Annotated in this window: 20 protein-coding genes and 3 pseudogenes; 13 read left to right on the top strand and 10 right to left on the bottom strand. The window is 58.6% G+C overall.

Annotated features, from left to right (window positions below):
- Positions 1–82: 82 nt before the first annotated feature.
- Positions 83–1,447 (bottom strand): heavy metal sensor histidine kinase, encoded by a 1,365-nt coding sequence (locus PSH80_RS18385; protein ID WP_198817785.1) that lies wholly within the window; start codon positions 1,445–1,447, stop codon positions 83–85.
- Positions 1,444–2,124 carry a heavy metal response regulator transcription factor gene (locus PSH80_RS18380; RefSeq protein ID WP_057438535.1) on the bottom strand — a complete coding sequence of 227 codons (681 nt, stop codon included), beginning with the start codon at positions 2,122–2,124 and terminating at the stop codon, positions 1,444–1,446. Before PSH80_RS18380 ends, PSH80_RS18385 begins: the two co-directional genes overlap by 4 nt.
- Before the next feature lie 156 nt (positions 2,125–2,280).
- Between PSH80_RS18380 and PSH80_RS18375 the strand changes: the two are divergent.
- Positions 2,281–2,807: pseudogene (locus PSH80_RS18375) on the top strand (plastocyanin/azurin family copper-binding protein).
- Positions 2,808–2,874: 67 nt separating this feature from the next.
- Positions 2,875–3,705 carry an NADPH-dependent 7-cyano-7-deazaguanine reductase QueF gene (gene queF, locus PSH80_RS18370; RefSeq protein WP_057438537.1) on the top strand — a complete coding sequence of 277 codons (831 nt, stop codon included), beginning with the start codon at positions 2,875–2,877 and terminating at the stop codon, positions 3,703–3,705.
- A 136-nt stretch (positions 3,706–3,841) separates the two neighbouring features.
- Here queF and PSH80_RS18365 read toward each other — a convergent pair whose 3' ends face one another.
- Together PSH80_RS18365 and PSH80_RS18360 are read right to left on the bottom strand one after the other, a co-directional pair.
- Positions 3,842–4,108, bottom strand: coding sequence for a DUF4404 family protein (locus tag PSH80_RS18365; RefSeq protein WP_057438538.1), 267 nt, complete (start codon positions 4,106–4,108; stop codon positions 3,842–3,844).
- Positions 4,109–4,218: 110 nt separating this feature from the next.
- Entirely contained in the window at positions 4,219–4,830 is a 612-nt protein-coding gene (locus PSH80_RS18360) for a hypothetical protein (protein WP_057960289.1), read from the bottom strand.
- Between the two features lie 196 nt (positions 4,831–5,026).
- Here PSH80_RS18360 and PSH80_RS18355 point away from each other — a divergent pair, with 196 nt between their 5' ends.
- Positions 5,027–5,713 (top strand): VacJ family lipoprotein, encoded by a 687-nt coding sequence (locus tag PSH80_RS18355; RefSeq protein WP_057438540.1) that lies wholly within the window; start codon positions 5,027–5,029, stop codon positions 5,711–5,713.
- Between the two features lie 59 nt (positions 5,714–5,772).
- Here PSH80_RS18355 and PSH80_RS18350 read toward each other — a convergent pair whose 3' ends face one another.
- Entirely contained in the window at positions 5,773–6,069 is a 297-nt protein-coding gene (locus tag PSH80_RS18350) for a PilZ domain-containing protein (RefSeq protein ID WP_032863288.1), read from the bottom strand.
- A 277-nt stretch (positions 6,070–6,346) separates the two neighbouring features.
- On the opposite strand from PSH80_RS18350, the gene rssB reads away from it, so the two are divergent.
- Positions 6,347–7,528, top strand: a complete 1,182-nt coding sequence (rssB, locus tag PSH80_RS18345) for a two-component system response regulator RssB (RefSeq protein WP_032863287.1) — start codon at positions 6,347–6,349, stop codon at positions 7,526–7,528.
- Complete coding sequence (gene rssC, locus PSH80_RS18340; protein WP_029293846.1) at positions 7,528–8,010, top strand: anti-sigma factor antagonist RssC; 483 nt, start codon at positions 7,528–7,530, stop codon at positions 8,008–8,010. The genes rssB and rssC overlap by 1 nt, the downstream gene beginning before the upstream one ends.
- Before the next feature lie 130 nt (positions 8,011–8,140).
- On the opposite strand, the gene tal is transcribed toward rssC, so the two are convergent.
- The 3 genes from tal to PSH80_RS18325 form a co-directional block, all read right to left on the bottom strand.
- Positions 8,141–9,067, bottom strand: a complete 927-nt coding sequence (gene tal / locus PSH80_RS18335) for a transaldolase (protein ID WP_057438541.1) — start codon at positions 9,065–9,067, stop codon at positions 8,141–8,143.
- 230 nt (positions 9,068–9,297) lie between these two features.
- Positions 9,298–10,293: a tRNA dihydrouridine(20/20a) synthase DusA gene (gene dusA / locus PSH80_RS18330; protein WP_057960288.1), complete on the bottom strand. Its 996-nt coding sequence runs from the start codon at positions 10,291–10,293 to the stop codon at positions 9,298–9,300.
- Between the two features lie 131 nt (positions 10,294–10,424).
- A complete protein-coding gene (locus PSH80_RS18325) occupies positions 10,425–11,156 on the bottom strand; it encodes a hypothetical protein (RefSeq protein WP_057960287.1) in 732 nt (243 codons plus the stop codon).
- Between the two features lie 375 nt (positions 11,157–11,531).
- Between PSH80_RS18325 and PSH80_RS18320 the strand changes: the two genes are divergently transcribed.
- From PSH80_RS18320 to PSH80_RS27430, 7 genes and pseudogenes are all read left to right on the top strand, one after another.
- A complete protein-coding gene (locus PSH80_RS18320; RefSeq protein WP_057960365.1) occupies positions 11,532–12,233 on the top strand; it encodes a transcriptional regulator in 702 nt (233 codons plus the stop codon).
- A 5-nt stretch (positions 12,234–12,238) separates the two neighbouring features.
- On the top strand, positions 12,239–13,024 hold the full coding sequence (locus PSH80_RS18315) for a PhzF family phenazine biosynthesis protein (protein WP_057960286.1): 786 nt from the start codon (positions 12,239–12,241) through the stop codon (positions 13,022–13,024).
- Between the two features lie 533 nt (positions 13,025–13,557).
- Positions 13,558–13,755: pseudogene (locus PSH80_RS18310) on the top strand (DsbA family protein); the annotation flags it as partial.
- 93 nt (positions 13,756–13,848) lie between these two features.
- Entirely contained in the window at positions 13,849–14,574 is a 726-nt protein-coding gene (locus PSH80_RS18305; RefSeq protein WP_057438547.1) for an IclR family transcriptional regulator, read from the top strand.
- A 20-nt stretch (positions 14,575–14,594) separates the two neighbouring features.
- Complete coding sequence (gene hutG / locus PSH80_RS18300) at positions 14,595–15,533, top strand: formimidoylglutamase (RefSeq protein ID WP_128592902.1); 939 nt, start codon at positions 14,595–14,597, stop codon at positions 15,531–15,533.
- Between the two features lie 58 nt (positions 15,534–15,591).
- Positions 15,592–16,800: a sodium/glutamate symporter gene (gene gltS / locus PSH80_RS18295; protein ID WP_057960284.1), complete on the top strand. Its 1,209-nt coding sequence runs from the start codon at positions 15,592–15,594 to the stop codon at positions 16,798–16,800.
- Between the two features lie 59 nt (positions 16,801–16,859).
- Positions 16,860–17,071, top strand: a pseudogene (locus PSH80_RS27430) (hypothetical protein); the annotation flags it as partial.
- A 229-nt stretch (positions 17,072–17,300) separates the two neighbouring features.
- On the opposite strand, the gene PSH80_RS18290 reads toward PSH80_RS27430, so the two are convergent.
- The gene (locus PSH80_RS18290) at positions 17,301–17,849 is read right to left on the bottom strand and encodes a cytochrome b (RefSeq protein WP_057960283.1); all 549 of its coding nucleotides are present in this window, start codon (positions 17,847–17,849) and stop codon (positions 17,301–17,303) included.
- 506 nt (positions 17,850–18,355) lie between these two features.
- Here PSH80_RS18290 and mqo point away from each other — a divergent pair.
- Entirely contained in the window at positions 18,356–20,002 is a 1,647-nt protein-coding gene (mqo, locus tag PSH80_RS18285) for a malate dehydrogenase (quinone) (RefSeq protein ID WP_057960282.1), read from the top strand.
- Between the two features lie 99 nt (positions 20,003–20,101).
- Here mqo and PSH80_RS18280 read toward each other — a convergent pair whose 3' ends face one another.
- The gene (locus PSH80_RS18280; protein ID WP_057960281.1) at positions 20,102–20,959 is read right to left on the bottom strand and encodes a LysR family transcriptional regulator; all 858 of its coding nucleotides are present in this window, start codon (positions 20,957–20,959) and stop codon (positions 20,102–20,104) included.
- Positions 20,960–21,031: the final 72 nt, after the last annotated feature.

The raw sequence follows: 21,031 nt of genomic DNA, 5'->3' as shown, positions 1-21,031 counted from the left end.
AAGCCAGCTCCCACACTTTGATTTGTGAAACCGGTCAAATGTGGGAGCGGGCTTGCCCGCGATGAGGCCCGCCCAACTTGCCTCAAACCCCCTGCGGCAGCTCAATCACAAACCGCGTCCACCCCGGTTGTGACTCACAGAAAATCCTCCCCCCGTGTGCCTGCACAATCGACTGGGTAATCGCCAGCCCCAGCCCTGCATGCTCACTGCTGCCTTCATGGCGTGCCGGATCCACGCGGTAGAACCGGTCAAACAGCTTGGGCAGTAACCCCTGGGGAATCCCGGTGCCGGTGTTTTCCACGCTCAGCGTCACGCCCTGGGCGTTTTCGCTGATCCTCACCCGTACTTCGCCGCCCGGCGGGGTAAAGCGCACAGCGTTGTCCAATAGATTGGAACAAGCACGGCGCAGCATGCTGCGGTCACCGACGGTACTGGCGCTGCCGTCGCGCAGCAGGTTGACCTGGGCGTCCTCGGCCAACGGCGCGAAGAACTCCAGCAAGGCATCTACCTCGTCGGCCAGGGCCAGGGGCTCGCGCCTGGGGTTCAGCAAGCCGTGATCGGCCTTGGCCAGGTACAGCATGTCATTGACCAGTTGGGCCATCCATTGCAGCTCTTCCAGATTGCTGTGCAGCGCTTCGCGGTAGTCCTCCAGCGGCCGGGGCTGGGTGAGGATCACCTGGGTCTGGGTCAGCAGGTTGGATAGCGGCGTGCGCAGTTCATGGGCAATATCGGCAGAGAACGCCGACAGCCGCTGGAACGCGTCGTCGAGGCGGCTGAACATGGCGTTGAAGGCCTGGGCCAGTTCCGCCAGTTCGGCGGGCATCTGTTCTTCGGGCAGGCGCTGGGTCAGGGAGTGGGCGCGTACGCGGCTGGCCACTTCAGTCATTCGCCGCAACGGACGCAACCCGCTGCGTGCGGCCCAGGCGCCGAGAAGCGCGGTGGCCAGGGCGGACAGGCCGACCGTCAGCCAGATCAGGTGCTGCATGCGCTGCAGAAAGTGTTGGTGATGGGTGATGTCCAGCATCAGGACCAACTGCGCGGAGCCGGGCTGCTCGGGATTCAACGGCGCGTTGTACACCCGGTAGCTGGTGCCGGCGCTTTGCAGGCTGTGCAGGCCGGGCGCAGTGGGCAGGTCATTGGGGATGCGCAGCGCGCTGTCAAACCAGCGCTGGCCGTCGGCGGCATTGATGCGCACCGACAGGTCGGGTTGATGGCTCAGCTCGTCTTTCAATGCGGCGATGCGTGGGGCGAACAGCGCCGGGGTGTCGGCACCTTGCAGGGCGCTGCGCAGGGTCATCAGCTTGCTGTCGAGCAATTGCTGGTCCAGCTCGATGAAGTGTTTCTCGCTGGCCTGGTTGAACAACACGCCCGCCAGCAGCGAGACCACGGCGGTGCAGCCGGCAAACAACAGGGCCAGGCGGCTGGCCAGGGACAGGCGCTTGATCAACTGAACCGCTCCTCCAGCACATAGCCCATGCCGCGCACGGTGTGGATCAGCTTGTTGGGAAAGCTGTCATCTATCTTCAGGCGCAGGCGGCGGATAGCCACTTCGATGATATTGGTGTCGCTGTCGAAGTTCATGTCCCAGACCTGGGAGGCAATCAGCGACTTGGGCAGCACTTCGCCCTGGCGACGCAGGAGCAGCTCCAGCAGGGCGAACTCCTTGGCGGTCAGGTCGATGCGCTGGCCGCTGCGATCCACGCGGCGGCGGATCAGGTCCAGGCGCAGGTCGGCCAGGTGCAGGCTGGTTTCCTGGGGGGTGCTGCTGCCTCGGCGCAACAGGCTGCGCACCCGGGCCAACAGCTCGGAGAACGCGAATGGCTTGACCAGATAGTCGTCGGCCCCCAGCTCGAGGCCGTGGACCCGATCTTCGACCGCATCCCGCGCAGTCAGGAATAACACCGGAATCTCCAGGCCGGCGCTGCGCACCGCCTGCAGGATCTGCCAGCCGGTGCGGCCAGGGAGCATCACGTCGAGGATCAGCAAATCGTAGTCGCCCGTCAGCGCCAGGTGCTGGCCGGTGGTGCCGTCGGCCACCAGTTCGGTATTGAACCCGGCTTCGGCCAGGCCCTGGCGCAGGTAGTGGCCGGTTTTGGGTTGGTCTTCGACGATCAGCAGTTTCATAGGCAACTCATGGCAACGGGTAGCAGCAGGCTTTATACCGTGTGCGCCGTGGTGCTGGCGCAACCTGACAAAGTTGTAATCTAACAGTCAGCTGGCTGGCAGCGACGCATTATTAGAGTGTCCCACAAGCGGATCCCGTACCTTTGGAGAATGAACATGTTATCGCGCAAAGCCTGGTGGTTGGTGGGTTGTCTGATGATGCTGAGCGCTGCGGCGCTGGCCGATGGTGCGCACACTTTCGCCTTTGGCGAGGCTGCCCCGGCGACCAAGGCCACGCGGACTGTAGAAGTGCTGCTGCAGGATATATTTCCTTTGCTCCTACATCCCTGGATGTAAAAGCCGGCGAGACGGTGCGCTTTGTGCTGGTCAACAAGGGCCAGTTGCTGCATGAGTTCAACCTGGGGGACGCGGCCATGCATGCCGATCACCAGAAGGAAATGCTCAAAATGCAGGCCAGCGGCATGTTGACCACCACCGGCATGGGCCAGATGGATCACGCGGCAATGGGTCATGGTGACATGGGCAGCATGAAGCACGACGATCCCAACAGCGTGCTGGTGGAGCCGGGCAAGACCGCCGAATTGACCTGGACCTTCAGCAAGGCTGGGGCCCTGGAGTTTGCCTGCAACCTCCCCGGGCATTACCAGGCGGGGATGGTCGGCAAGCTGAACGTCAGCCAGTAAACCTCGGGCTCAAAGGCGGGTGCAAAGGCTGGTAGACTGGCGGGGTTAATTTAGCCAGGTTTCCGCCATGCATCCCGCAGCCGAACATTCGCCGCTGGGCAAGTCCAGTGAATACATCTCCACTTACACCCCTTCATTGCTGTTTCCCATTCCTCGCGCCGCCAAATGGGCCGAGCTGGGCCTCACCGCCGAGACGCTGCCCTACAAGGGCGTGGATTTCTGGAACTGCTTTGAATTGTCCTGGCTGCTGCCGTCCGGCAAGCCGGTGGTGGCCATCGGTGAGTTCAGCATCCCGGCCGACTCGCCGAACATCATCGAATCGAAATCCTTCAAGCTCTACCTCAACTCGCTGAACCAGACGCCGTTTGCCGATGGGCCAAGCCTTGAGGCGACCCTGCGTGCCGATCTGAGCGCGGCGGCCGGCAAACCGGTGGGCGTGCGCATCCGTAGCCTGGCCGAAGTGGAAGACGAAGGCGTGGTGCGCCTGCCGGGCGTGTGCATTGATGACTTGGATATCAGTGTCAGCAACTACGAGCATCCGCGCCCGGAACTGCTGCGCTGTGATGATTCCCGTGTGGTGGAGGAGAGCGTGCACAGCCATCTGCTCAAATCCAACTGCCCGGTGACCAGTCAGCCGGACTGGGGCAGCGTTGCGGTGGAATATCGCGGCGCGGCGCTGGACCATGCGAGCCTGTTGGCCTACCTGGTGAGCTTCCGCCAGCACTCGGACTTTCATGAGCAGTGCGTGGAGCGGATCTTTCTCGACCTGCAACGGTTGCTCAAGCCTGAGAAGTTGACGGTTTATGCGCGGTATGTGCGACGGGGTGGGTTGGATATCAACCCGTATCGCAGCACTGAGGATGTACAGTTCCAGAACCTGCGCCTGGCCCGACAGTAAGCTTCACACCCGGCAAATGTGGGAGCGGGCTTGCTCGCGATCGCGGTGTTTCAGTCAATATCTTCGGTGACTGATACTCCGTTATCGCGAGCAAGCCCGCTCCCACATTGGGTTTTGTACCTGGCTCGGGTTGGGATTAAATACCCATATTGCCCAAGGCCACCACAATATTGCGCAATGTCCCGGCAATGCCCGGGTGGTCCAATTCGAAACGTTCGACTGCCAGGTTCACATCATCGGAGATGCTCGGCGGCTGGGTCGCAGGTTCCAGTTCCAGTTGCACTTCAAATTTGGCAATCAATGCTTCCAGCGCTTCGCGTTTTTCCAGCGGCAGAGGCGGCTCCTGGTTCAATTGCTCGCGCAGGATGTTGACCTGTTCTTGCAGTTTTTCGCGGGCAGGCATGGCGTTCTTCCTTTTATCAATAGGCACTGGCATAGACCACGGCACGCCGAGAAAGGTCTACGGTATGACCTGTAGATTAATCCACTGGCGGCGACTGTGCATGATCTTGATCAGGGCTTCTCGCCTTTGAGCCGGCGCAGGCTGATGTCCGCCAGGCAGGTGCCCAGCTCACCCAGATGATCAATCACCGAGTGCACGCCGAGGCCGTACAGCGCGACGGTAGCTTTGGCGCGTTTGTGTTCGCGCTCCTGTTCGCTCAGGGCTTGCCATTGGCTGGGGGGCAGCCCGCACAGTGAGCCGCAGGACGCCAGGCCAATGGTCCAGAGCCCGGCGTTGAGCCCTGCTTGCAGCAGCCGGGGCTCGCCGCTGACCAGTACGCAGCCATCCAGGCGCTGGATGTTCAGGTCCATCAAGGCTTGCCAGCAGGCATGGGGCGCCGGCCAGGGTGCGGTCGCAGGGCGGGTGCCTTGGATCCAGTCCGGCAGGGCTGCGGCCAACGGCGTGGTGACGGTGGGGGGCAGCTCATCCAGCCAGGCGCAGGGGGTGCCTTGACTGTTGAGCCATTGCAGGATGTTCAGGGCGCCAGGGGTGGTCAGGGCTTCGCCGGTGGGGATGGTGTCGGCGTGGGCCATGGAACCGAAGTCCACCAGGCAGCCACTGAGGCCAAAGAGTACGGCGGTCAAGGACGGGGCGTTGTCTGCAGCGATCTGGGGGTGGGGCATTGGGACGTCCCTGAAAATAGCTGTGACGCTATCGGAAGCCCATGACAAGCAGATGACACCTGATCTTGGATGTAGGAGTTTTGTATATTTGCTGAATGACAATTCCGTCAAGCTGCCTAATCTTACACTTCCGTCATATACTGCCGTCTTATTCAGGGCATAGCGCCCATGACAGATCATTCAAGGAGTTCAAGCTATGCGCTGGAGCCAGTGTCTTGCTCAACTATCGGTATGTGCCAGTGTGTTGCTGGTGCCTTTCGCCGCCCAGGCTGCGGAAGACGATCCATGGGAAAGCATCAACCGCCCGATTTTCACCTTCAACGACACCGTTGATACCTACGCCCTCAAGCCATTGGCCCAAGGCTATCAGTTCATTACCCCGCAATTTGTCGAAGACGGTATCCACAACTTCTTCCGCAACATTGGTGATGTGGGCAACCTGGCCAACAATGTGCTGCAACTCAAGCCATACCAGGCGGGTGTCGATACCGCGCGTTTGCTGGTCAACACCACGTTTGGCGTGCTCGGCGTCATCGACGTAGGCACCAAAATGGGGCTGCAACGCAGCGACGAAGACTTCGGCCAGACCCTCGGCTACTGGGGCGTGGGCAGCGGTCCGTACGTGATGCTGCCGCTGTTGGGCCCAAGCACCTTGCGTGATGCGCCGTCCAAGTACGTCGACAGCTACACCGAACCGTACCGCTACATGAGCGATATCCCTACACGCAACAGCGCCATGGGCCTGGATATCGTCGATACCCGTGCGAGTCTGCTGTCGGCTGAAAAGCTGATCAATGGCGACAAATACACCTTTATCCGCAATGCCTACCTGCAGAACCGTGAGTTCAAGGTCAAAGATGGCAAGGTAGTGGATGACTTTTAAGGTTAACCCTTGAATGGAAAAGGCGGCCTTCGAGGCCGCCTTTTTTGTGTGCATTAATTTCAGTACATCTTGAGGATTTTCAGGCCCAGGTGTTGGTCGTCACCTTCTTTCCTGGCCCAGACCACCTCGGTGTCCGCCTCCAGGCCTTTGAGCGCAGCGTGCTCTGAGTCAATACGCACCTTCAGTTGGTCGCCCACGTTGAACGGGTGCTGGGCCTGGACCTGCATGCCAGAGCTGGAGAGGTCCAGGCAGACGCCGGCAATCTCTTGCCCGGCATGGATCAACGACACGCCGGCATCCACACGCATGCGGATGAAATCGCGCTTTTCTGCATAGTCACGTTCATTTGCGCTCATAGCTTTCATCCTTCCATTGCGTTGTGGTTTTGCCTGTTCTTATAACTCCCGGTGATTTGCGATGTAAAGACGTCCAGCGACCATCGGCATGAGCTTGAAACCCCTGGCGGATGGGAGTACCGTCTGCGCCTTAGAAGGGCACCTCTGCTTTACCTTTGTGCGTGAGCCAAAAGCTCATGTTTTGTAGGACAGAGAGGCTAGAAAGCGAATCCAGTAGTGCGAGCCGGGCCATTGCCTGACTGCCTACGCCAACCTAATTCTGGCGCCGTTTGCCCACATGCAAAAAACCAGTGCCACGCTGCTGATAATCGATGACGACGAAGTAGTGCGCGCGAGCCTCGCGGCCTATTTGGAAGACAGTGGCTTCAGCGTCCTGCAGGCCGGCAATGGTCTTCAGGGTCTCCAGGTGTTCGAGCGCGACCAGCCCGACCTGGTGATCTGCGACCTGCGTATGCCCCAGATGGGCGGCCTTGAGCTGATCCGCCAGGTAACCGAGCTTGCTCCGCAGACGCCGGTGATTGTCGTGTCCGGTGCCGGGGTGATGAACGACGCCGTGGAAGCCTTGCGCCTGGGCGCTGCCGATTACCTGATCAAGCCCCTGGAAGATCTGGCCGTACTGGAGCACTCGGTGCGCCGGGCGCTGGATCGTGCCCGCCTGCTGCTGGAAAACCAGCGCTACCGCGAGAAGCTCGAAACCGCCAACCGTGAGCTCGAAGCCAGCCTCAACCTGCTCCAGGAAGACCAGAACGCCGGTCGCCAGGTGCAGATGAACATGCTGCCGGTGAGCCCCTGGAGCATCGACGAGTTCCAGTTCGCCCACCAGATCATCCCGTCGCTGTACCTGTCGGGGGATTTTGTCGACTACTTCCGCGTGGATGAGCGCCGGGTCGCGTTCTACCTGGCCGATGTCTCCGGGCACGGCGCATCCTCTGCATTCGTGACCGTGTTGTTGAAGTTCATGACCACACGGCTGTTGTTCGAATCCAAGCGCAACGGCACCTTGCCGGAGTTCACTCCCTCGCAAGTGCTGGGCCACATCAACCGGGGCCTGATCAGCTGCAAGCTGGGCAAGCACGTGACGATGGTGGGCGGCGTGATTGATGAAGAAACCGGTCTGTTGACCTACAGCATTGGCGGTCACCTGCCATTGCCGGTTTTATACACTCCAGACAGTGTGCGTTATCTGGAAGGGCGCGGTCTGCCGGTTGGCTTGTTCAATGAAGCCACCTATGAAGACCACATCCTGGAGCTGCCACCGGCCTTCAGCCTGACGCTGATGTCTGATGGCATCCTGGACCTTCTTCCAGAGCCTACACTCAAAGAGAAAGAAGCCGCCTTGCCCCAACGGGTCAGGTCGGCGGGCGGCAGCCTGGATGGCCTGCGGCAGGTTTTTGGATTGGCCACGCTAGGGGAGATGCCGGATGATATCGCCCTATTGGTGTTGAGCAGGAATCTTTGATGAGTACCGGAAGAATCCAATTCGCCGAGCAAGACGGGACCTTCGTCCTGAAGTTTGTCGGTGAAGTGCGCCTGACCCTGTGTTCGGCGCTGGATGCAACGATTGAGCGGATTTTCACAGCCTTGAATTTCTCGGCGATCGTGATCGATCTGACCGAAACCCGCAGCATCGATAGCACCACCCTTGGGCTGTTGGCCAAGTTGTCCATTCTGTCGCGGCAGAAGGTCGGACTGCTGCCGACCGTGGTCACCACCCACGAAGACATCACCCGGCTCTTGCAGTCGATGGGTTTCGACCAGGTGTTCAACATCGTTGACCGCCCGATCCCCTGCCCGGAATGCCTGACCGACTTGCCTTCCCAGGACCAGTCCGAAGAAGTGGTGCGGCTCAAGGTGCTGGAGGCGCACAAGATCCTGATGGGCCTGAACGAGTCCAACCGCGAAGCGTTTCACGACTTGGTCAACGCCCTGGAGCGTCACTGACCTCGCTGTGAGCACGGTCAACATGTGGGAGCTGGCTAGCCTGCGATAGCGCCAGCCCAACCAACACATATTCAGCTACAAAAAAGGGCGGCATCCCAACGGATGCCGCCCTTTTTGCCGCCCTCGCTTTTTACAGCTTGGCGCTCAACAACGCTTCCAGCTTCTCCTGGTCCCGAGCAAACTGACGAATGCCCTCTGCCAGCTTCTCAGTGGCCATCGCGTCCTCGTTGGACTCCCAGCGGAACTGCGCCTCTGTCATATGCACACGGGGTTCACCGGCATGGCCTGGCGCTAACTTGCGCTCCAGCTTGCCATTGTCGGCCGCCAGCTTCTCCAGCAAGTCCGGGCTGATGGTCAGGCGATCGCAACCGGCCAACTCTTCGATCTGGCTCAGGTTGCGGAAGCTCGCGCCCATCACCACCGTTTTGTAGTCATTGGCCTTGTAGTAGTTGTAGATGCGGGTTACCGACTGCACACCAGGATCATCGGCACCGGTGTAGTCGTTGCCATTGGCCTTTTTGTACCAGTCGTAGATACGACCGACAAACGGCGAAATCAGGAACACCCCGGCTTCAGCGCAGGCTACGGCCTGGGCGAAGGAGAACAACAGGGTCAGGTTGGTCTGGATGCCTTCTTTCTCCAGTTGCTCGGCGGCACGAATACCTTCCCAGGTGGATGCGATCTTGATCAGCACGCGGTCGCGGCCGATACCTGCCTTTTCGTACAGGTCGATCAGGCGATGCGCACGCTTGAGTACCGCGTCCGTGTCGAACGACAGCCGCGCATCCACCTCGGTGGAGATGCGCCCTGGCACCACCTTGAGGATCTCCTGGCCCACAGCCACCGCAAAGCGGTCACTGGCCAGGCCGACATCGCCGTTGCAATCCTGCACGCAGGCGTCCAGCAGCTTGGCGTAAGCCGGAATGGATGCGGCTTTGAGCAAAAGGGAAGGGTTGGTGGTGGCATCCTGCGGCTTGACGCGAGCGATAGCTTCAAAATCGCCAGTGTCGGCAACTACAGTGGTGAATTGCTTGAGTTGTTCCAGTTTGGAAGTCATGGGCGTGCTCTGTCCTATGGGTCTGATGACATTACCCGAGGGCCGATAGCCGCTCAAGGGCGCAAACGCGTTCGATCGTTTGCGAGGGCAATAACCTGAAAACAGTCGTTTGAATGACCGACCGTGCTGCTAGATTAGGAGGGCAAAATCGCTATCAGGTTCAACCAGCAACGCGATCAGAATGTGGGAGCGAGCTTGCCCACGATAGCGATGGACCCGTCGCCGCTCCGTCAACGGCCTTCCAGCAACGCTCCGGCCTGATCCAACAACGCCAACGGATCCGCGGCCTTGTGAATATCCACCGACAACAACTGCCGAAACCTGCGCGCCCCCGGAAACCCGGTGCCCAACCCCAACACGTGCCGCGTAATGTGATGCATCGCGCCACCGGTGGCCAGGTGCTCGGCGATATACGGCCGCAACTGCGCCAACGCCTCGGCCCGACTGATCACCGGCGCCGTACTGCCAAACAACTGCTGATCCACCTCTGCCAGCAAATACGGATTGTGATAAGCCTCACGCCCGAGCATCACCCCATCAAACACCTGCAGATGCTCTGCGCATTGCTCCAGCGTCTTGATCCCGCCATTGAGAATAATCTCCAGCTCGGCAAAGTCGCGCTTCAACTGCGCCGCCACGTCATAACGCAGCGGCGGAATGTCCCGATTCTCCTTGGGCGACAACCCCTCCAGAATCGCAATCCGCGCATGCACGGTAAAACTGGTGCACCCCGCGTCCTTCACCTGCCCGACGAAATCACACAACTGAGCATAACTGTCCCGGCCATTGATCCCGATGCGATGCTTCACCGTCACCGGAATCGACACCGCATCCCGCATCGCCTTGACACAATCCGCCACCAGGGCAGGGTGCCCCATCAGGCACGCGCCGATCATATTATTCTGCACCCGGTCGCTGGGGCAGCCGACGTTCAGGTTCACTTCGTCGTAACCGGCGGCCTCAGCCATGCGCGCGCACGCGGCCAGGTCGGCTGGAACACAGCCGCCCAGTTGGAGGGCGAGAGGATGCTCGGCTTCATTGTGACGCAGGAAGCGTTCGTGGTCGCCGTGGAGAATAGCGCCGGTGGTGACCATTTCGGTGTAGAGCAGGGCGTGCTTGGAGAGCAGGCGTAGGAAGTATCTGCAGTGACGGTCAGTCCAATCCATCATCGGGGCGACGGAGAAGCGACGGGAGAAAGCTTGTGGTGGAGCTGTGTGCTGGGGCATGAGGATCTGAGGTGAGCTTTGCGAAGGGGAGGCAGTTTAACAGGAATGGGTTGGTGGGGATGGGGGAGCTTCTTTGGGAGGGATTGTTGTGTTAAATAAATCTGTCCCCTTTCCAGAAGTCGTCGATACAACTACCACCGCCTCCACCACGCCTTCTGAGCAACCACCTCAGGCTCCAGCGAGGCGATCTTAGAGCCTGCAATCTTTATCGGTGCGACGTCCATACCATCGAATCTACCTAGACCCAGAGGGGGGCTTTCTGCTTGTAGAAAACGAGTGGTTTCTGCTGAAGCCACCGCATGCAGTAACGACGAAGGCGATATATTCCGACTCAAGACGTGAATGCCGCTCTCTGGATCATGCAGACTACTTGCGTCGGTGCCTTCTACGCCATCTATCAGAAGCGGCTGGATCATGACCGTCCCAAGCTCATAGGTGATATCCAGATCACCGCAAACGCAACGCAGCCTTTGCAGTTCACCATTCGACGATACGCATACAAAATCCAGCCCGTCGTCATCCGTGCAAAAGCTGCAAACGTGTAATTGAAGGTTTTTGCTTAGCGCTAAATTCACATTCAGGAAAGCTCTCTTGAAGTAGTCGGCTAGCTGAGCATCCTTAAGCACTTTGTATATCCGCGATAGCGCTGCCAATTCTTGAGGGAGCTCAAGCGGTACATCCTTGATGGGTGGCATAGACGTAAAGGGCCATTTCCGTTCTTCGCCAGCCTTGAACGTGTCTAAGTAGAACGACGTGGCGTTTTCATCCTGGTGTAATGACCAACCAATGCTCATCGGCAAAGTAGAAAGTGGTTCTAACTCCGGCTTCACATTCATCGCGTGAGCAACGACAAGGGACCCCATTTTTTAGATCCTTCAGGTACAGGGCTGAATCGCTCCAAGCATAGTCGATACTTGAGAGTGTGCTATCGGCCGATTGCCGCCAGTCATGAGGGGCTGGGCGTCAATGATTGGAAGTAGTGCTGGTACCCAAGTGGTACGCAGCTTTCAGATCGGCACTGTAGGGCAAGGAATACGTAGCCTACAGAATTAGCAGTTCCAATCCATCACCGAAAAGGCTGATGTTTTGCGCTCGTGACCGGCAGCACTCTGGGCCCAAAGCTGCCTATCAGGAAAGCCACTGAACCGATTCCGAAATGCCAATAATTCAACAAAAAGTTGATAGATCAACGAGTGGTTGATATTTTCGTCGCCTTCGATAATCACTTGAAGGCACCCATGAAGGTCTCTGAAGCCTCACCAGCCGAGCGACAGCTGATTCTTGACGTGCTTCATAGCACCCTCAAAATGCTCAGTAATGCGCTAGGACTTCATACGGAAATTGTGTTGCATGACCTGACCAACCCCGAGCGATCCATTCTTGCTATCGCCAATGGTCATGTTACTGGAAGAAGGGAGGGCGGTTCATTGTTGGGAGGCCCGCGCCAGGACGCGGGGTTTATCGCCGTCAGGCGTGCGATGGAGGATCACTCAGGCACCGATCCTGTATTGGTAGAGAATTACCCTACAGTTGCGCCTGACGGTCGCCCGCTGCGCAGTTCCACTGTGGTGTATCGCGACAGCAGCGGGCAACCTTTTGCCAGTCTTTGCATCAATGCCGACTTGAGCGGTATTGCTGCTGCCCACGCCTTGCTCGGAGGGCTTCTGGGCCTGGAAGGCGCTCCAGAGTCACGTGGCGATGAGCCGAGAGATATGGAGCAGATGATGGCGGAAATCATACAGGTTGCTTGTCCCGGCGGTGCCGTACGGATGAAAAAACTTCAAAAACTTGAAGCGGTGCGGCAGATGCAAGATCGCGGGATATTCATTGTCAAAGGCGGGATTGAGAAAGCCGCTGCCGCGCTCGGCGTTACCCGATACACCATCTACAACTACCTGGAGCAGATCCGGGCTACAGAAAATGTTGGCAGGCAGGAATGACCAGAATGCAATTCGATATTTTCCAGGTGGACGCTTTTTCCTCTGAGACTTTCGGCGGCAACCCGGCGGCGGTCTGTCCGCTGGAGGTCTGGCTGCCTGATGCGACGCTGCAACAGATCGCAGCAGAGAACAACTTGTCCGAAACCGCGTATTTGGTGCGCAACGGTGAGGTGTTCGAGCTGCGCTGGTTCACCCCCACGGTGGAAGTCGACCTTTGCGGCCACGCCACCCTGGCGGCGGCCTGGGTACTATTTGAACAGCTTGGGGAAAGCAGGGATATGCTGCGCTTTTCCACCCGCAGCGGTGAATTGCGAGTGCGCCGCGAAGGCGGGCGCCTGGCCATGGACTTCCCGGCCAAACAGCCGGAAGCCGTAGCTGTCCCGCCAGGCCTGCTGCAAGCCTTGGGCCTGAAACAGGTCGATGCGCTTTATCGAACAGACGATTACCTAGTGGTGGTCGAGGATGAAGCCATCGTTGCAGGCCTCAATCCCGATTTCGTAGCTCTGTCTGCGTTCGACGTGCGGGGTGTCGCTGTAACCGCGCCGAGTCGTAACTTCGACTTTGTCTCTCGCTGGTTCGGGCCTCGGGTTGGGGTGAACGAAGACCCGGTCACCGGCTCGGCCCACACCTCACTAGCGCCATACTGGGCCAAGCGCTTAGGTAAGCGCAGTCTGAGAGCCGAGCAAGGTGGGGCACGCAAGGGCCAGTTGCACTGCGAAGTCCTGGACAGCGACCGAGTCATTATCAGCGGCCACGGGGCGCTCTACCTGCGGGGCACGATCTATATTTAACGCCAGCTCATTCGGGCGAACTTGCTCAACAGAGGAGTGAGCGCCCCTGCGGCGCTCATACTTCTGCGACCACACTTCGAAAGTGTCTTCTGTAAATTTAACAGAGCAGCAAAGGTCAACGAACGGCCGAAAAACCACTCGCTGTGGTGAGTAGGTTCTCCAGTGGCGATCGTGCGTGAGTTCAGGCGAAGGGAAACTCCGACTTTTTCAACACAATCGACCCATAACAGCCCTTCGCAAAGCGCAGCTTTCGCCATTACTTTTCGTGCAGAGCCTAGGGCTCTATACGGGCAAGGACCGTGCAGGGCTACTCGCAAAGGCCCGAGAGATTGGTCTGTTGAGGTACGCGCGGCCCTGAAGGAGGGACGGTGCGCCCGAAGCTCAGGCAGGCAGGAGAAATCACTGAGAATCCATATAGCTGCATTGAAAAGCACTATAGGCAGATTAATTTATTAATCGGTAATCGCGACACTAACACAGGATTTTCTCGCCTGATTATCAGATAGAAATGTTTGAAACGCCTATACATCTAGCGCGCCGCCGAGATTCTCGCCTCTGATGAATATGCCGCTGAAGTTCGTGAGCAGGAGCAACTGTGGATATCTCGTGGCGTGAGTTCGGTGCCGACCATCGTGTTCAACGATCAGTATGCAGTCAGTAGTGGGCAGCCGATGGAGGCGCCTGTTCACGCGATTCGGCAGATCATCCGTGAGACTCAGGCTGACCGCTGATCGTTATCTGCGGGTTTTTTCCCACTCAGTGGGAATCTGGTTTCAGTTAATGGAAAACTCGGTGCACCATGCCCGCAAGAGCATGAGGCCGATATGAACTACAACACGCCCACTGATCGCTTGCTGCAAATCCTCGTCACTCTGGGGCAATCCAGCGAGGCGATCTCCGCCAAAGAACTGTCCGAGCAACTGGCACAGCCGCTCAGCAGCACTTATCGCCATCTCAAGACCTTACTGCGCTGGGGGCTTGCCGAAGAGAACGGTCAGGGTCGCTATTTGCCAGGGCCAACCTGTTTGCAACTGGCCAAGAAATTCGACCGCGAAGCCGTGCTGGTGACCCTCGCCAAGCCGGAACTCAAGCGCCTGGCCGAGCAAAGCCAGGAAAGCGTGGCGTTAATGGTGCCCAGCAATGGCCAGGCGATTTGCATCGAGCTGGTCGATAGCCCACAACCGCTGCGTTGCTGCTACCAAAAAGGGCTGGCCCAGCCGCTGTTGGTCGGTGCATCGGCGAGAGTGCTGTTGGCCTATATGGATGAGGCGCAAAGCCTGTCGGCTCTGTTGGCGCAAGGCGTCGAAAGCGAGGAAGTCGCCACGTACCAGCGCAGTTTTGCCGATATCCGCGCTGCCGGTTATGCCGTGAGTGTGAGTGAAATCGACGACGGCATTTGGGGTATCAGCGCGCCGTTGCTCGACAGCCGCAATCGCCTGCTAGGCGCCATCAGCCTCATGGCTCCTGCCTCCCGGGCGCACACCCGCAGTGAACGCCTGATCCGCTGGACCCAGGACGCGGCCCTGCGCCTGAGCGCTCGGCTCGACTGAATTTGACTGGAGTTTCAAGCATGACTGCTGTTTCTGACATACCCCTGTGGACAGGTCGTATCGACGCTGGCGAAGGGCAGGCTGCGCTGCGCTGGCATCAATGGGTCAAGCCCTTCTGCGAGGGTCAGTCTGCGGGTGCCGCACTGATTGGGCTGGCCTGTGATGAAGGAGTCAGACGGAATCAAGGACGCACCGGCGCCCGTCTTGGCCCGTCAGCACTGCGCAAGGCGCTGGCCAACCTGGCGTGGCACGGCCGGGCGCCGCTGTATGACGCGGGCGATGTGAGTTGCACCGACAGCAACCTCGAAGGCGCGCAGCAGATTTACGCTCACCACGTCAGCTATCTGCTCAACCAGGGGCATTTGCCGTTGGGGTTGGGTGGCGGCCATGAAATCGCCTTTGCCAGCTTTAGCGGCCTGGCCGATCACCTGCGCCAGGCCACCCCGCATGCGCGGATCGGCGTTCTCAACTTTGATGCCCACTTCGATCTGCGCCATGGGGAACAAAGCAGTTCGGGTACCCCTTTCCGCCAGATAGCCGAGTACTGCCAGCGTGCACGGATGCCGTTCACCTATTGCTGCCTGGGTGTCAGCCAGTTGAACAACACCCAGGCGCTGTTTGAGCAGGCGCAGCGACTGAATGTGCGTTACCGCCTCGACCGGCAAATGAACAGCTGGGACATACCCGCCTGCGAAGCGATGATCGATGAGTTCTTGCAAGACGTCGATCACCTCTACCTGACCATCTGCCTTGATGTCCTGCCCGCCAGCCAGGCGCCCGGTGTCAGTGCGCCGTCTGCCCATGGCGTGGACATGCAGATCGTCGAGCATCTGATACGCCATGCCAAGGCCAGCGGCAAATTGCGCATGGCCGATATCGCCGAACTCAACCCCGGCCTGGATATCGACAATCGAACCGCCCGCATTGGTGCGCGTCTGCTTGCCAGCCTGATCGATTAAGTTTTTCCGTAAATCCCTGAAACCGCTTGTTGAATCATAAGAAAAAGAGAAATTCGCCATGCTGACATTCGAACTGGATGCGCTGAGCACCCTCGCTCTCGCGCTGCTCCTGCTGGGCCTGGGTGCCCAACTGAAAAAACGTAGCTACTGGCTGCGTCACCTGTGTGTACCTGCACCGGTGATTGGTGGTTTTGGTTTTGCCTTGGTGATCTGGCTGTTACGTGATCAACAGCTGCTCAACCTGACCCTCGACACCAGCCTGCAAACCCCGCTGATGGTGGCGTTTTTCACCACTGTCGGTTTGGGGGGTAGCCTGGGTTTGCTGCGCAAGGGGGGCAAATTGCTGTTTATCTACCTGGGTGCGTGCTGGGGCCTGGCGCTGGTGCAAAACGTGGTGGGTGCCAGTGTTGCCAAGCTGCTGGGCATCGATCCGTTGCTGGGCATCATGGCCGGCGCGGTGTCACTGGAAGGCGGTTTTGGTGCGGCGGCAGCTTTCGGGCCGATTGCTGAAAACCTCGGTGCGGTCGGTGCGACCACTGCAGCGCTGGCAGCTGCAACTTTTGGCATGGTGGCAGGCGGCTTGCTGGGTAGCCCGCTGGCGCGCTGGTTGATCGAGCGCAACAAACTCGTGGTCAAGGCCGAAGCCGTTGGTAGCCTCAAGGCGTTCGAAGAAGTGGTCCATACCCCGCCGCCCGCGCTGGATGCTGCCACCTTGTTGCGCTTGTTGACCTGCATTGTGGTGATCATGGTGCTGGGATTCTGGCTGGGCTCCAGCTTGCAACAGCATCTGGGTATCGTGCTGCCGAGCTATGTGGGCGCCATGTTCGTCGCGATCATCCTGCGCAACCTCAATGACCGTGCTCAGGTTATCGAGATGCCCGACCAGGCCGTCAGCACCATCGGCGATGTGTGCCTGGGCATGTTCCTGACCATGGCAATGATGAGTCTGAAGTTTTGGGAGCTGGAGAAGCTCGGCTTGCCGCTGCTGGTGATTCTGGTGGTGCAGGTGGTGATCATGATTTTGCTGTGCGTGTTCGTCCTGTTCCGCCTGTTTGGCCGCAACTACGACGCGGCAGTCTTGTGCGCGGGCTTCATGGGGCATGGGCTGGGCGCGACGCCCAATGCAGTGGCTAACATGGGCGCCATTTGTGACCATTACAAAGTGTTCTCGTACAAAGCCTTCATCATCGTGCCGCTGTGCGGTGCCGTGCTGATCGACATTGTGGCTATCCCGATGATCACCTGGTTTATCAACGCATACAGTTGAGAATCACCTGGTTGCTTCATTGCTAAAGCGCGCCGAAGCCATCGCCGGCAAGGCGGCTTCTGTGTTGTGGGAGCCGACTTGCCGGTCAGGCGCCGATTGCCCGGCGTTTGGCCAGCGGCCGGGCCACGCGCATAGACATGCAGGACCCGAGCCCCGGGCCCCGGGCCCGAAGCTGCGCCGGTGGTCCACCGAAAAAACCTGGAAGCGCTTCACCCAACGCCTGGCGCAACGGCCCCTGCCAACCAATGGGCGCCCGGAAATTTTCCTGCTGACGCCCGTACAAGGCTCTGAATATGGCCAAGCCGACGCGCTGATCGAAGGCTTACAAGGTTATGACTCAGATGCCTTCGTGGAGTTGATACAGCGCAATGGGGCTGAAGCCGTCATCCCCTCAAGAGGGAATCGTCTGACGCCCCGAAAGCTGGATCGACCTACCTACAAGGCACGTAATCTGGTGGAGCTTTTTTCTGAGGAGAGTACGGTTCCGGTGCCTTCCCACATCATTCGACGCGCCCCGGCAACATCCCCGCCAGTACCTTGTCCTTATCAATAAAATGATGCTTCAGCGCCACCATCACATGCCCACCTACCAGAGCGCCGCATAACCACGCGCTGTAGGTGTGAATCGCTTTTGCCAGGTCATAGAGGCTTTTATCCGGCTCCACCAGCGGCGGCAGCAGGAATAGGCCCGCAACCAGAATGGGTTTGTCAGCCACCGAGCTCCAGTACCACCCGGATATCGGCAATCCGAGCAGTGCCACGATGTACAGCAACAGGTGGCCAATAAACGCTGCACGCTTGAGCCGTGGTGTCATCGTATCGGGCATCGCCGGTGCTGCATGGGTCAGGCGCCAGGCGATGCGCAGGACGATAAGCAATAGCAGGGTGCTAGCCATCGCCTTGTGTAAAAACGTGAGTTGATGCTGCGGGTTGAATTCATCGCGCCAGTGAACGGCGACAATTCCCACCAGCCAGGCGGCAATCCAGATGAGTGCCATGCCCCAGTGCAGCCATTTTGCCGTGGCCGTATAGCTTTTTGTCTGTGTCATCTGGATGCGCGCCTGTGTTTTGGGTAGGCGCGATTATCGACAATTGGGCAGGGCGGAAAACCGTAAAAACTCGATGATTCCCATCGGCTTTTCTGATTTTCAGCATTTCTCTCCATCCTGCCGGGACTACAAGCGCCGGGTCACAGGATGCCCTATTCCTCAGGTGGCGCTGAACCTGTCGCGAAGACGACCACCAAGTCCAGAACAGACGCCCGATCCCGCCGGAGCATGATATTCTGCGCGCCATCTTGGTCTATCCTTTCTCTGGTACGCACTCCCGAATGCGTACCGGCAGAGAGCTGTCGCCGAGGTAGCTGAAGCCAATAATGATAAAAAGTCAGCGCAGAAGGGACATAAAAGTGAGGTCGATACGTCGGCCTTGTGTGCCCACCCTGCAGTTCTTGCGAGTACGGGACCCGGCCAGACATTGCCTGATGTTTGGCGTACTACGGTTGCCGGAAGGTCAAGGACGGTAGGGCGGAAGGCGTTTTATCATAGGTGCTACGATGTTTAAAAAAGTGAACACTGCCCTGCTGGGGCTGGCTTTGTCGATAGGGATTACTTCCGTCCAGGCGGAAGAGGCAAAGAAAGTTGATGTGCTATTGATCGGCGGCGGCATCATGAGCGCGACCCTGGGTGTGTGGCTCAATGAGCTGCAGCCGGATTGGTCGATGGAGATGGTTGAGCGCCTGGACGGTGTCGCCGAAGAAAGCTCCAACGGTTGGAACAATGCCGGTACCGGTCACTCGGCCCTGGCTGAGCTGAACTACACCCCGGAAAACAAGGACGGCACCGTTGAGATCCCGAAAGCGGTCGAGATCAACGAAGCGTTCCAGATCTCCCGCCAGTTCTGGTCGTGGCAGGTTCAGCAAGGCGTTCTGAAGAACCCGCGCTCGTTCATCAACTCCACTCCGCACATGAGCTTTGTGTGGGGCGATGACAACATCAAGTTCCTGAAAAAGCGTTACGAAGCGCTGCAGGCGAGCCCGCTGTTTGCTGGCATGGAATACTCCGAAGATCCGGTACAGATCAAGAAGTGGGTTCCGCTGATGATGGAAGGGCGTGACCCGAACCAGAAAATCGCTGCGACCTGGTCTCCGATCGGCACTGACGTGAACTTCGGCGAAATTACCCGCCAGTTCGTCGCTCACTTGCAGACCACGCCCAAGTTCGACCTGAAACTGTCGAGCGAAGTGCAGGACATCACCAAGAACGCCGACGGTTCGTGGCGCGTCAGCTACAAAAACCTGAAAGACGGTACCAAGACCGAGACCGACGCCAAGTTCGTGTTTATCGGCGCGGGCGGCGGTGCCCTGCACCTGCTGCAAAAGTCGGGCATTCCTGAAGCCAAGGAATACGCCGGCTTCCCGGTGGGTGGTTCGTTCCTGGTGACCGAGAACCCAACGATTGCCGAGCAGCACCTGGCCAAGGCCTACGGCAAGGCATCGGTCGGCGCGCCACCGATGTCGGTTCCGCACCTGGACACTCGCGTGCTGGATGGCAAGCGCGTGATCCTGTTTGGCCCATTCGCGACCTTCTCCACCAAGTTCCTCAAAGAAGGCTCGTACCTGGACCTGCTGACCAGCACCACCACCCACAACATCTGGCCAATGACCAAAGTCGGTATTCGTGAATACCCACTGGTCGAGTACCTCGCCGGCCAGTTGATGCAGTCGGATGACGACCGCTTCAAGGCGCTGCAAGAGTACTTCCCGAACGCCAAGAAAGAAGACTGGCGCCTGTGGCAAGCCGGTCAGCGTGTGCAGATCATCAAGCGTGATGAAGAGTTGGGCGGCGTCCTGAAACTCGGTACCGAAGTGGTCAGCTCCGCCGACAACACCATCGCCGGCCTGTTGGGTGCGTCGCCAGGTGCGTCCACCGCAGCGCCGATCATGCTGACGGTGCTGGAAAAAGTGTTCAAGGACAAGGTTGCTACCCCGGCTTGGCAGGAGAAGCTGAAGCAGATCGTGCCGAGCTATGGCACCAAGCTGAACGGCAGCCCTGAGCGCGTTGCGCAAGAATGGGCCTACACCGCCAAGGTGTTGCAACTGACGCCTCCGCCAGCCATGCCGCAAATGGCTGCTCCACAGGCGACCGAGGCTGCCAAGCCTGCGGCCGAGCCGAGCAAGCCGGCGGCTGACATTGCGCTGTAAGCGGTTGACGCAGTCCTGAGACAGGATTGAATCGACAGTTAAAAACCCGCTGAACCGGTAACGGTCAGCGGGTTTTTTGATTGTGGCTATTCGGTCTGCTCAAAAGGGCCGAATACTGAACCCTTTTTTGATCTGCTCATGTAGGTGCAATGCCAGATGATTAGCGCTATCAGAAAGTAAATAAAGCTGATGCGGCGGCAGCCCAGGTAACTGTATTCCGGGGATGAGTTTGGTCAGCCCGGTGGTCATGCGCTCCTCCTCAATCATCCCGACCGCCAGCCCACACATGATGGCCGCCTCCACAGCCGTCGAGCTGGCACTCTCCAGCAGGACCCGGTAATAAACCCCATGCTCTTTCAGGGCCTGTAAGGCCGATGCCCGGTATGGGCACCCGGTCAGCTGCACTGCAATGGGCAGCGGTGCCTGCTCGGATCTCTGGAAATTCTCGGCAACTACCCAGACGGGTTGGATCGTGCCGAGACGTTCACCCTGTTCCAGCGGTTGTGAGCTGACAATCAGTGCCAAGTCAATTTGTTCGCGACTGAACATTGTGAACAGCTCACCACTGGACCTGGCTTCCACCTCCAGTTCAAGCAGCGGATTGTCTGCAATTAGCAACGGTAGGAAGTCACGCATAAATGCCGGAGCGTATGAGTCAGGCAAGCCCAGGCGGATTTTGCCCTGCATGCGTTGTGGCGTGAGTGATGCGAGCAGGCGGTCATGGCTTTTCAGAAAGTCAGTGGTTTCACTCAGCAACTTCTTGCCATACATCGTGAGTTCGACGCCCTGGTTGTTGCGGCTGAACAACCGTTGACCCACCAGTTGCTCCAGCTTGTGGATTTGAGTGGTGACAGTCGATGCACTGCGATGGACATGGTTGGCTGCTTCATTGAAACGCCGAAAGCGGGCAACCGCATGAAAGGTGCGTAGAAGGTCGATGTTCAGTTGTTTGTTCATGATTCCTCTTTTGAGGATTAGTGGTGCGGATTATTCAAATATACAAAATCATGACCCCACTTTAGTCTTTTG

The sequence above is a fragment of the Pseudomonas sp. FP818 genome (assembly GCF_030687335.1).
GTDB lineage: Bacteria > Pseudomonadota > Gammaproteobacteria > Pseudomonadales > Pseudomonadaceae > Aquipseudomonas > Aquipseudomonas shahriarae.
Note: the sequence above shows the minus strand (reverse complement) of the source record. Positions and strands in the feature narration are given on the sequence as shown.

Bases quoted from the DNA above. Each gene is read 5' to 3' on its own strand.
- PSH80_RS18380 (WP_057438535.1), bottom strand. From the start codon at position 2,124: ATGAAACTGCTGATCGTCGAAGACCAACCCAAAACCGGCCACTACCTG.
- queF (WP_057438537.1), top strand. From the start codon at position 2,875: ATGCATCCCGCAGCCGAACATTCGCCGCTGGGCAAGTCCAGTGAATAC.
- PSH80_RS18365 (WP_057438538.1), bottom strand. From the start codon at position 4,108: ATGCCTGCCCGCGAAAAACTGCAAGAACAGGTCAACATCCTGCGCGAG.
- PSH80_RS18360 (WP_057960289.1), bottom strand. From the start codon at position 4,830: ATGCCCCACCCCCAGATCGCTGCAGACAACGCCCCGTCCTTGACCGCC.
- PSH80_RS18355 (WP_057438540.1), top strand. From the start codon at position 5,027: ATGCGCTGGAGCCAGTGTCTTGCTCAACTATCGGTATGTGCCAGTGTG.
- PSH80_RS18350 (WP_032863288.1), bottom strand. From the start codon at position 6,069: ATGAGCGCAAATGAACGTGACTATGCAGAAAAGCGCGATTTCATCCGC.
- rssB (WP_032863287.1), top strand. From the start codon at position 6,347: ATGCAAAAAACCAGTGCCACGCTGCTGATAATCGATGACGACGAAGTA.
- rssC (WP_029293846.1), top strand. From the start codon at position 7,528: ATGAGTACCGGAAGAATCCAATTCGCCGAGCAAGACGGGACCTTCGTC.
- tal (WP_057438541.1), bottom strand. From the start codon at position 9,067: ATGACTTCCAAACTGGAACAACTCAAGCAATTCACCACTGTAGTTGCC.
- dusA (WP_057960288.1), bottom strand. From the start codon at position 10,293: ATGCCCCAGCACACAGCTCCACCACAAGCTTTCTCCCGTCGCTTCTCC.
- PSH80_RS18325 (WP_057960287.1), bottom strand. From the start codon at position 11,156: ATGGGGTCCCTTGTCGTTGCTCACGCGATGAATGTGAAGCCGGAGTTA.
- PSH80_RS18320 (WP_057960365.1), top strand. From the start codon at position 11,532: ATGAAGGTCTCTGAAGCCTCACCAGCCGAGCGACAGCTGATTCTTGAC.
- PSH80_RS18315 (WP_057960286.1), top strand. From the start codon at position 12,239: ATGCAATTCGATATTTTCCAGGTGGACGCTTTTTCCTCTGAGACTTTC.
- PSH80_RS18305 (WP_057438547.1), top strand. From the start codon at position 13,849: ATGAACTACAACACGCCCACTGATCGCTTGCTGCAAATCCTCGTCACT.
- hutG (WP_128592902.1), top strand. From the start codon at position 14,595: ATGACTGCTGTTTCTGACATACCCCTGTGGACAGGTCGTATCGACGCT.
- gltS (WP_057960284.1), top strand. From the start codon at position 15,592: ATGCTGACATTCGAACTGGATGCGCTGAGCACCCTCGCTCTCGCGCTG.
- PSH80_RS18290 (WP_057960283.1), bottom strand. From the start codon at position 17,849: ATGACACAGACAAAAAGCTATACGGCCACGGCAAAATGGCTGCACTGG.
- mqo (WP_057960282.1), top strand. From the start codon at position 18,356: ATGTTTAAAAAAGTGAACACTGCCCTGCTGGGGCTGGCTTTGTCGATA.
- PSH80_RS18280 (WP_057960281.1), bottom strand. From the start codon at position 20,959: ATGAACAAACAACTGAACATCGACCTTCTACGCACCTTTCATGCGGTT.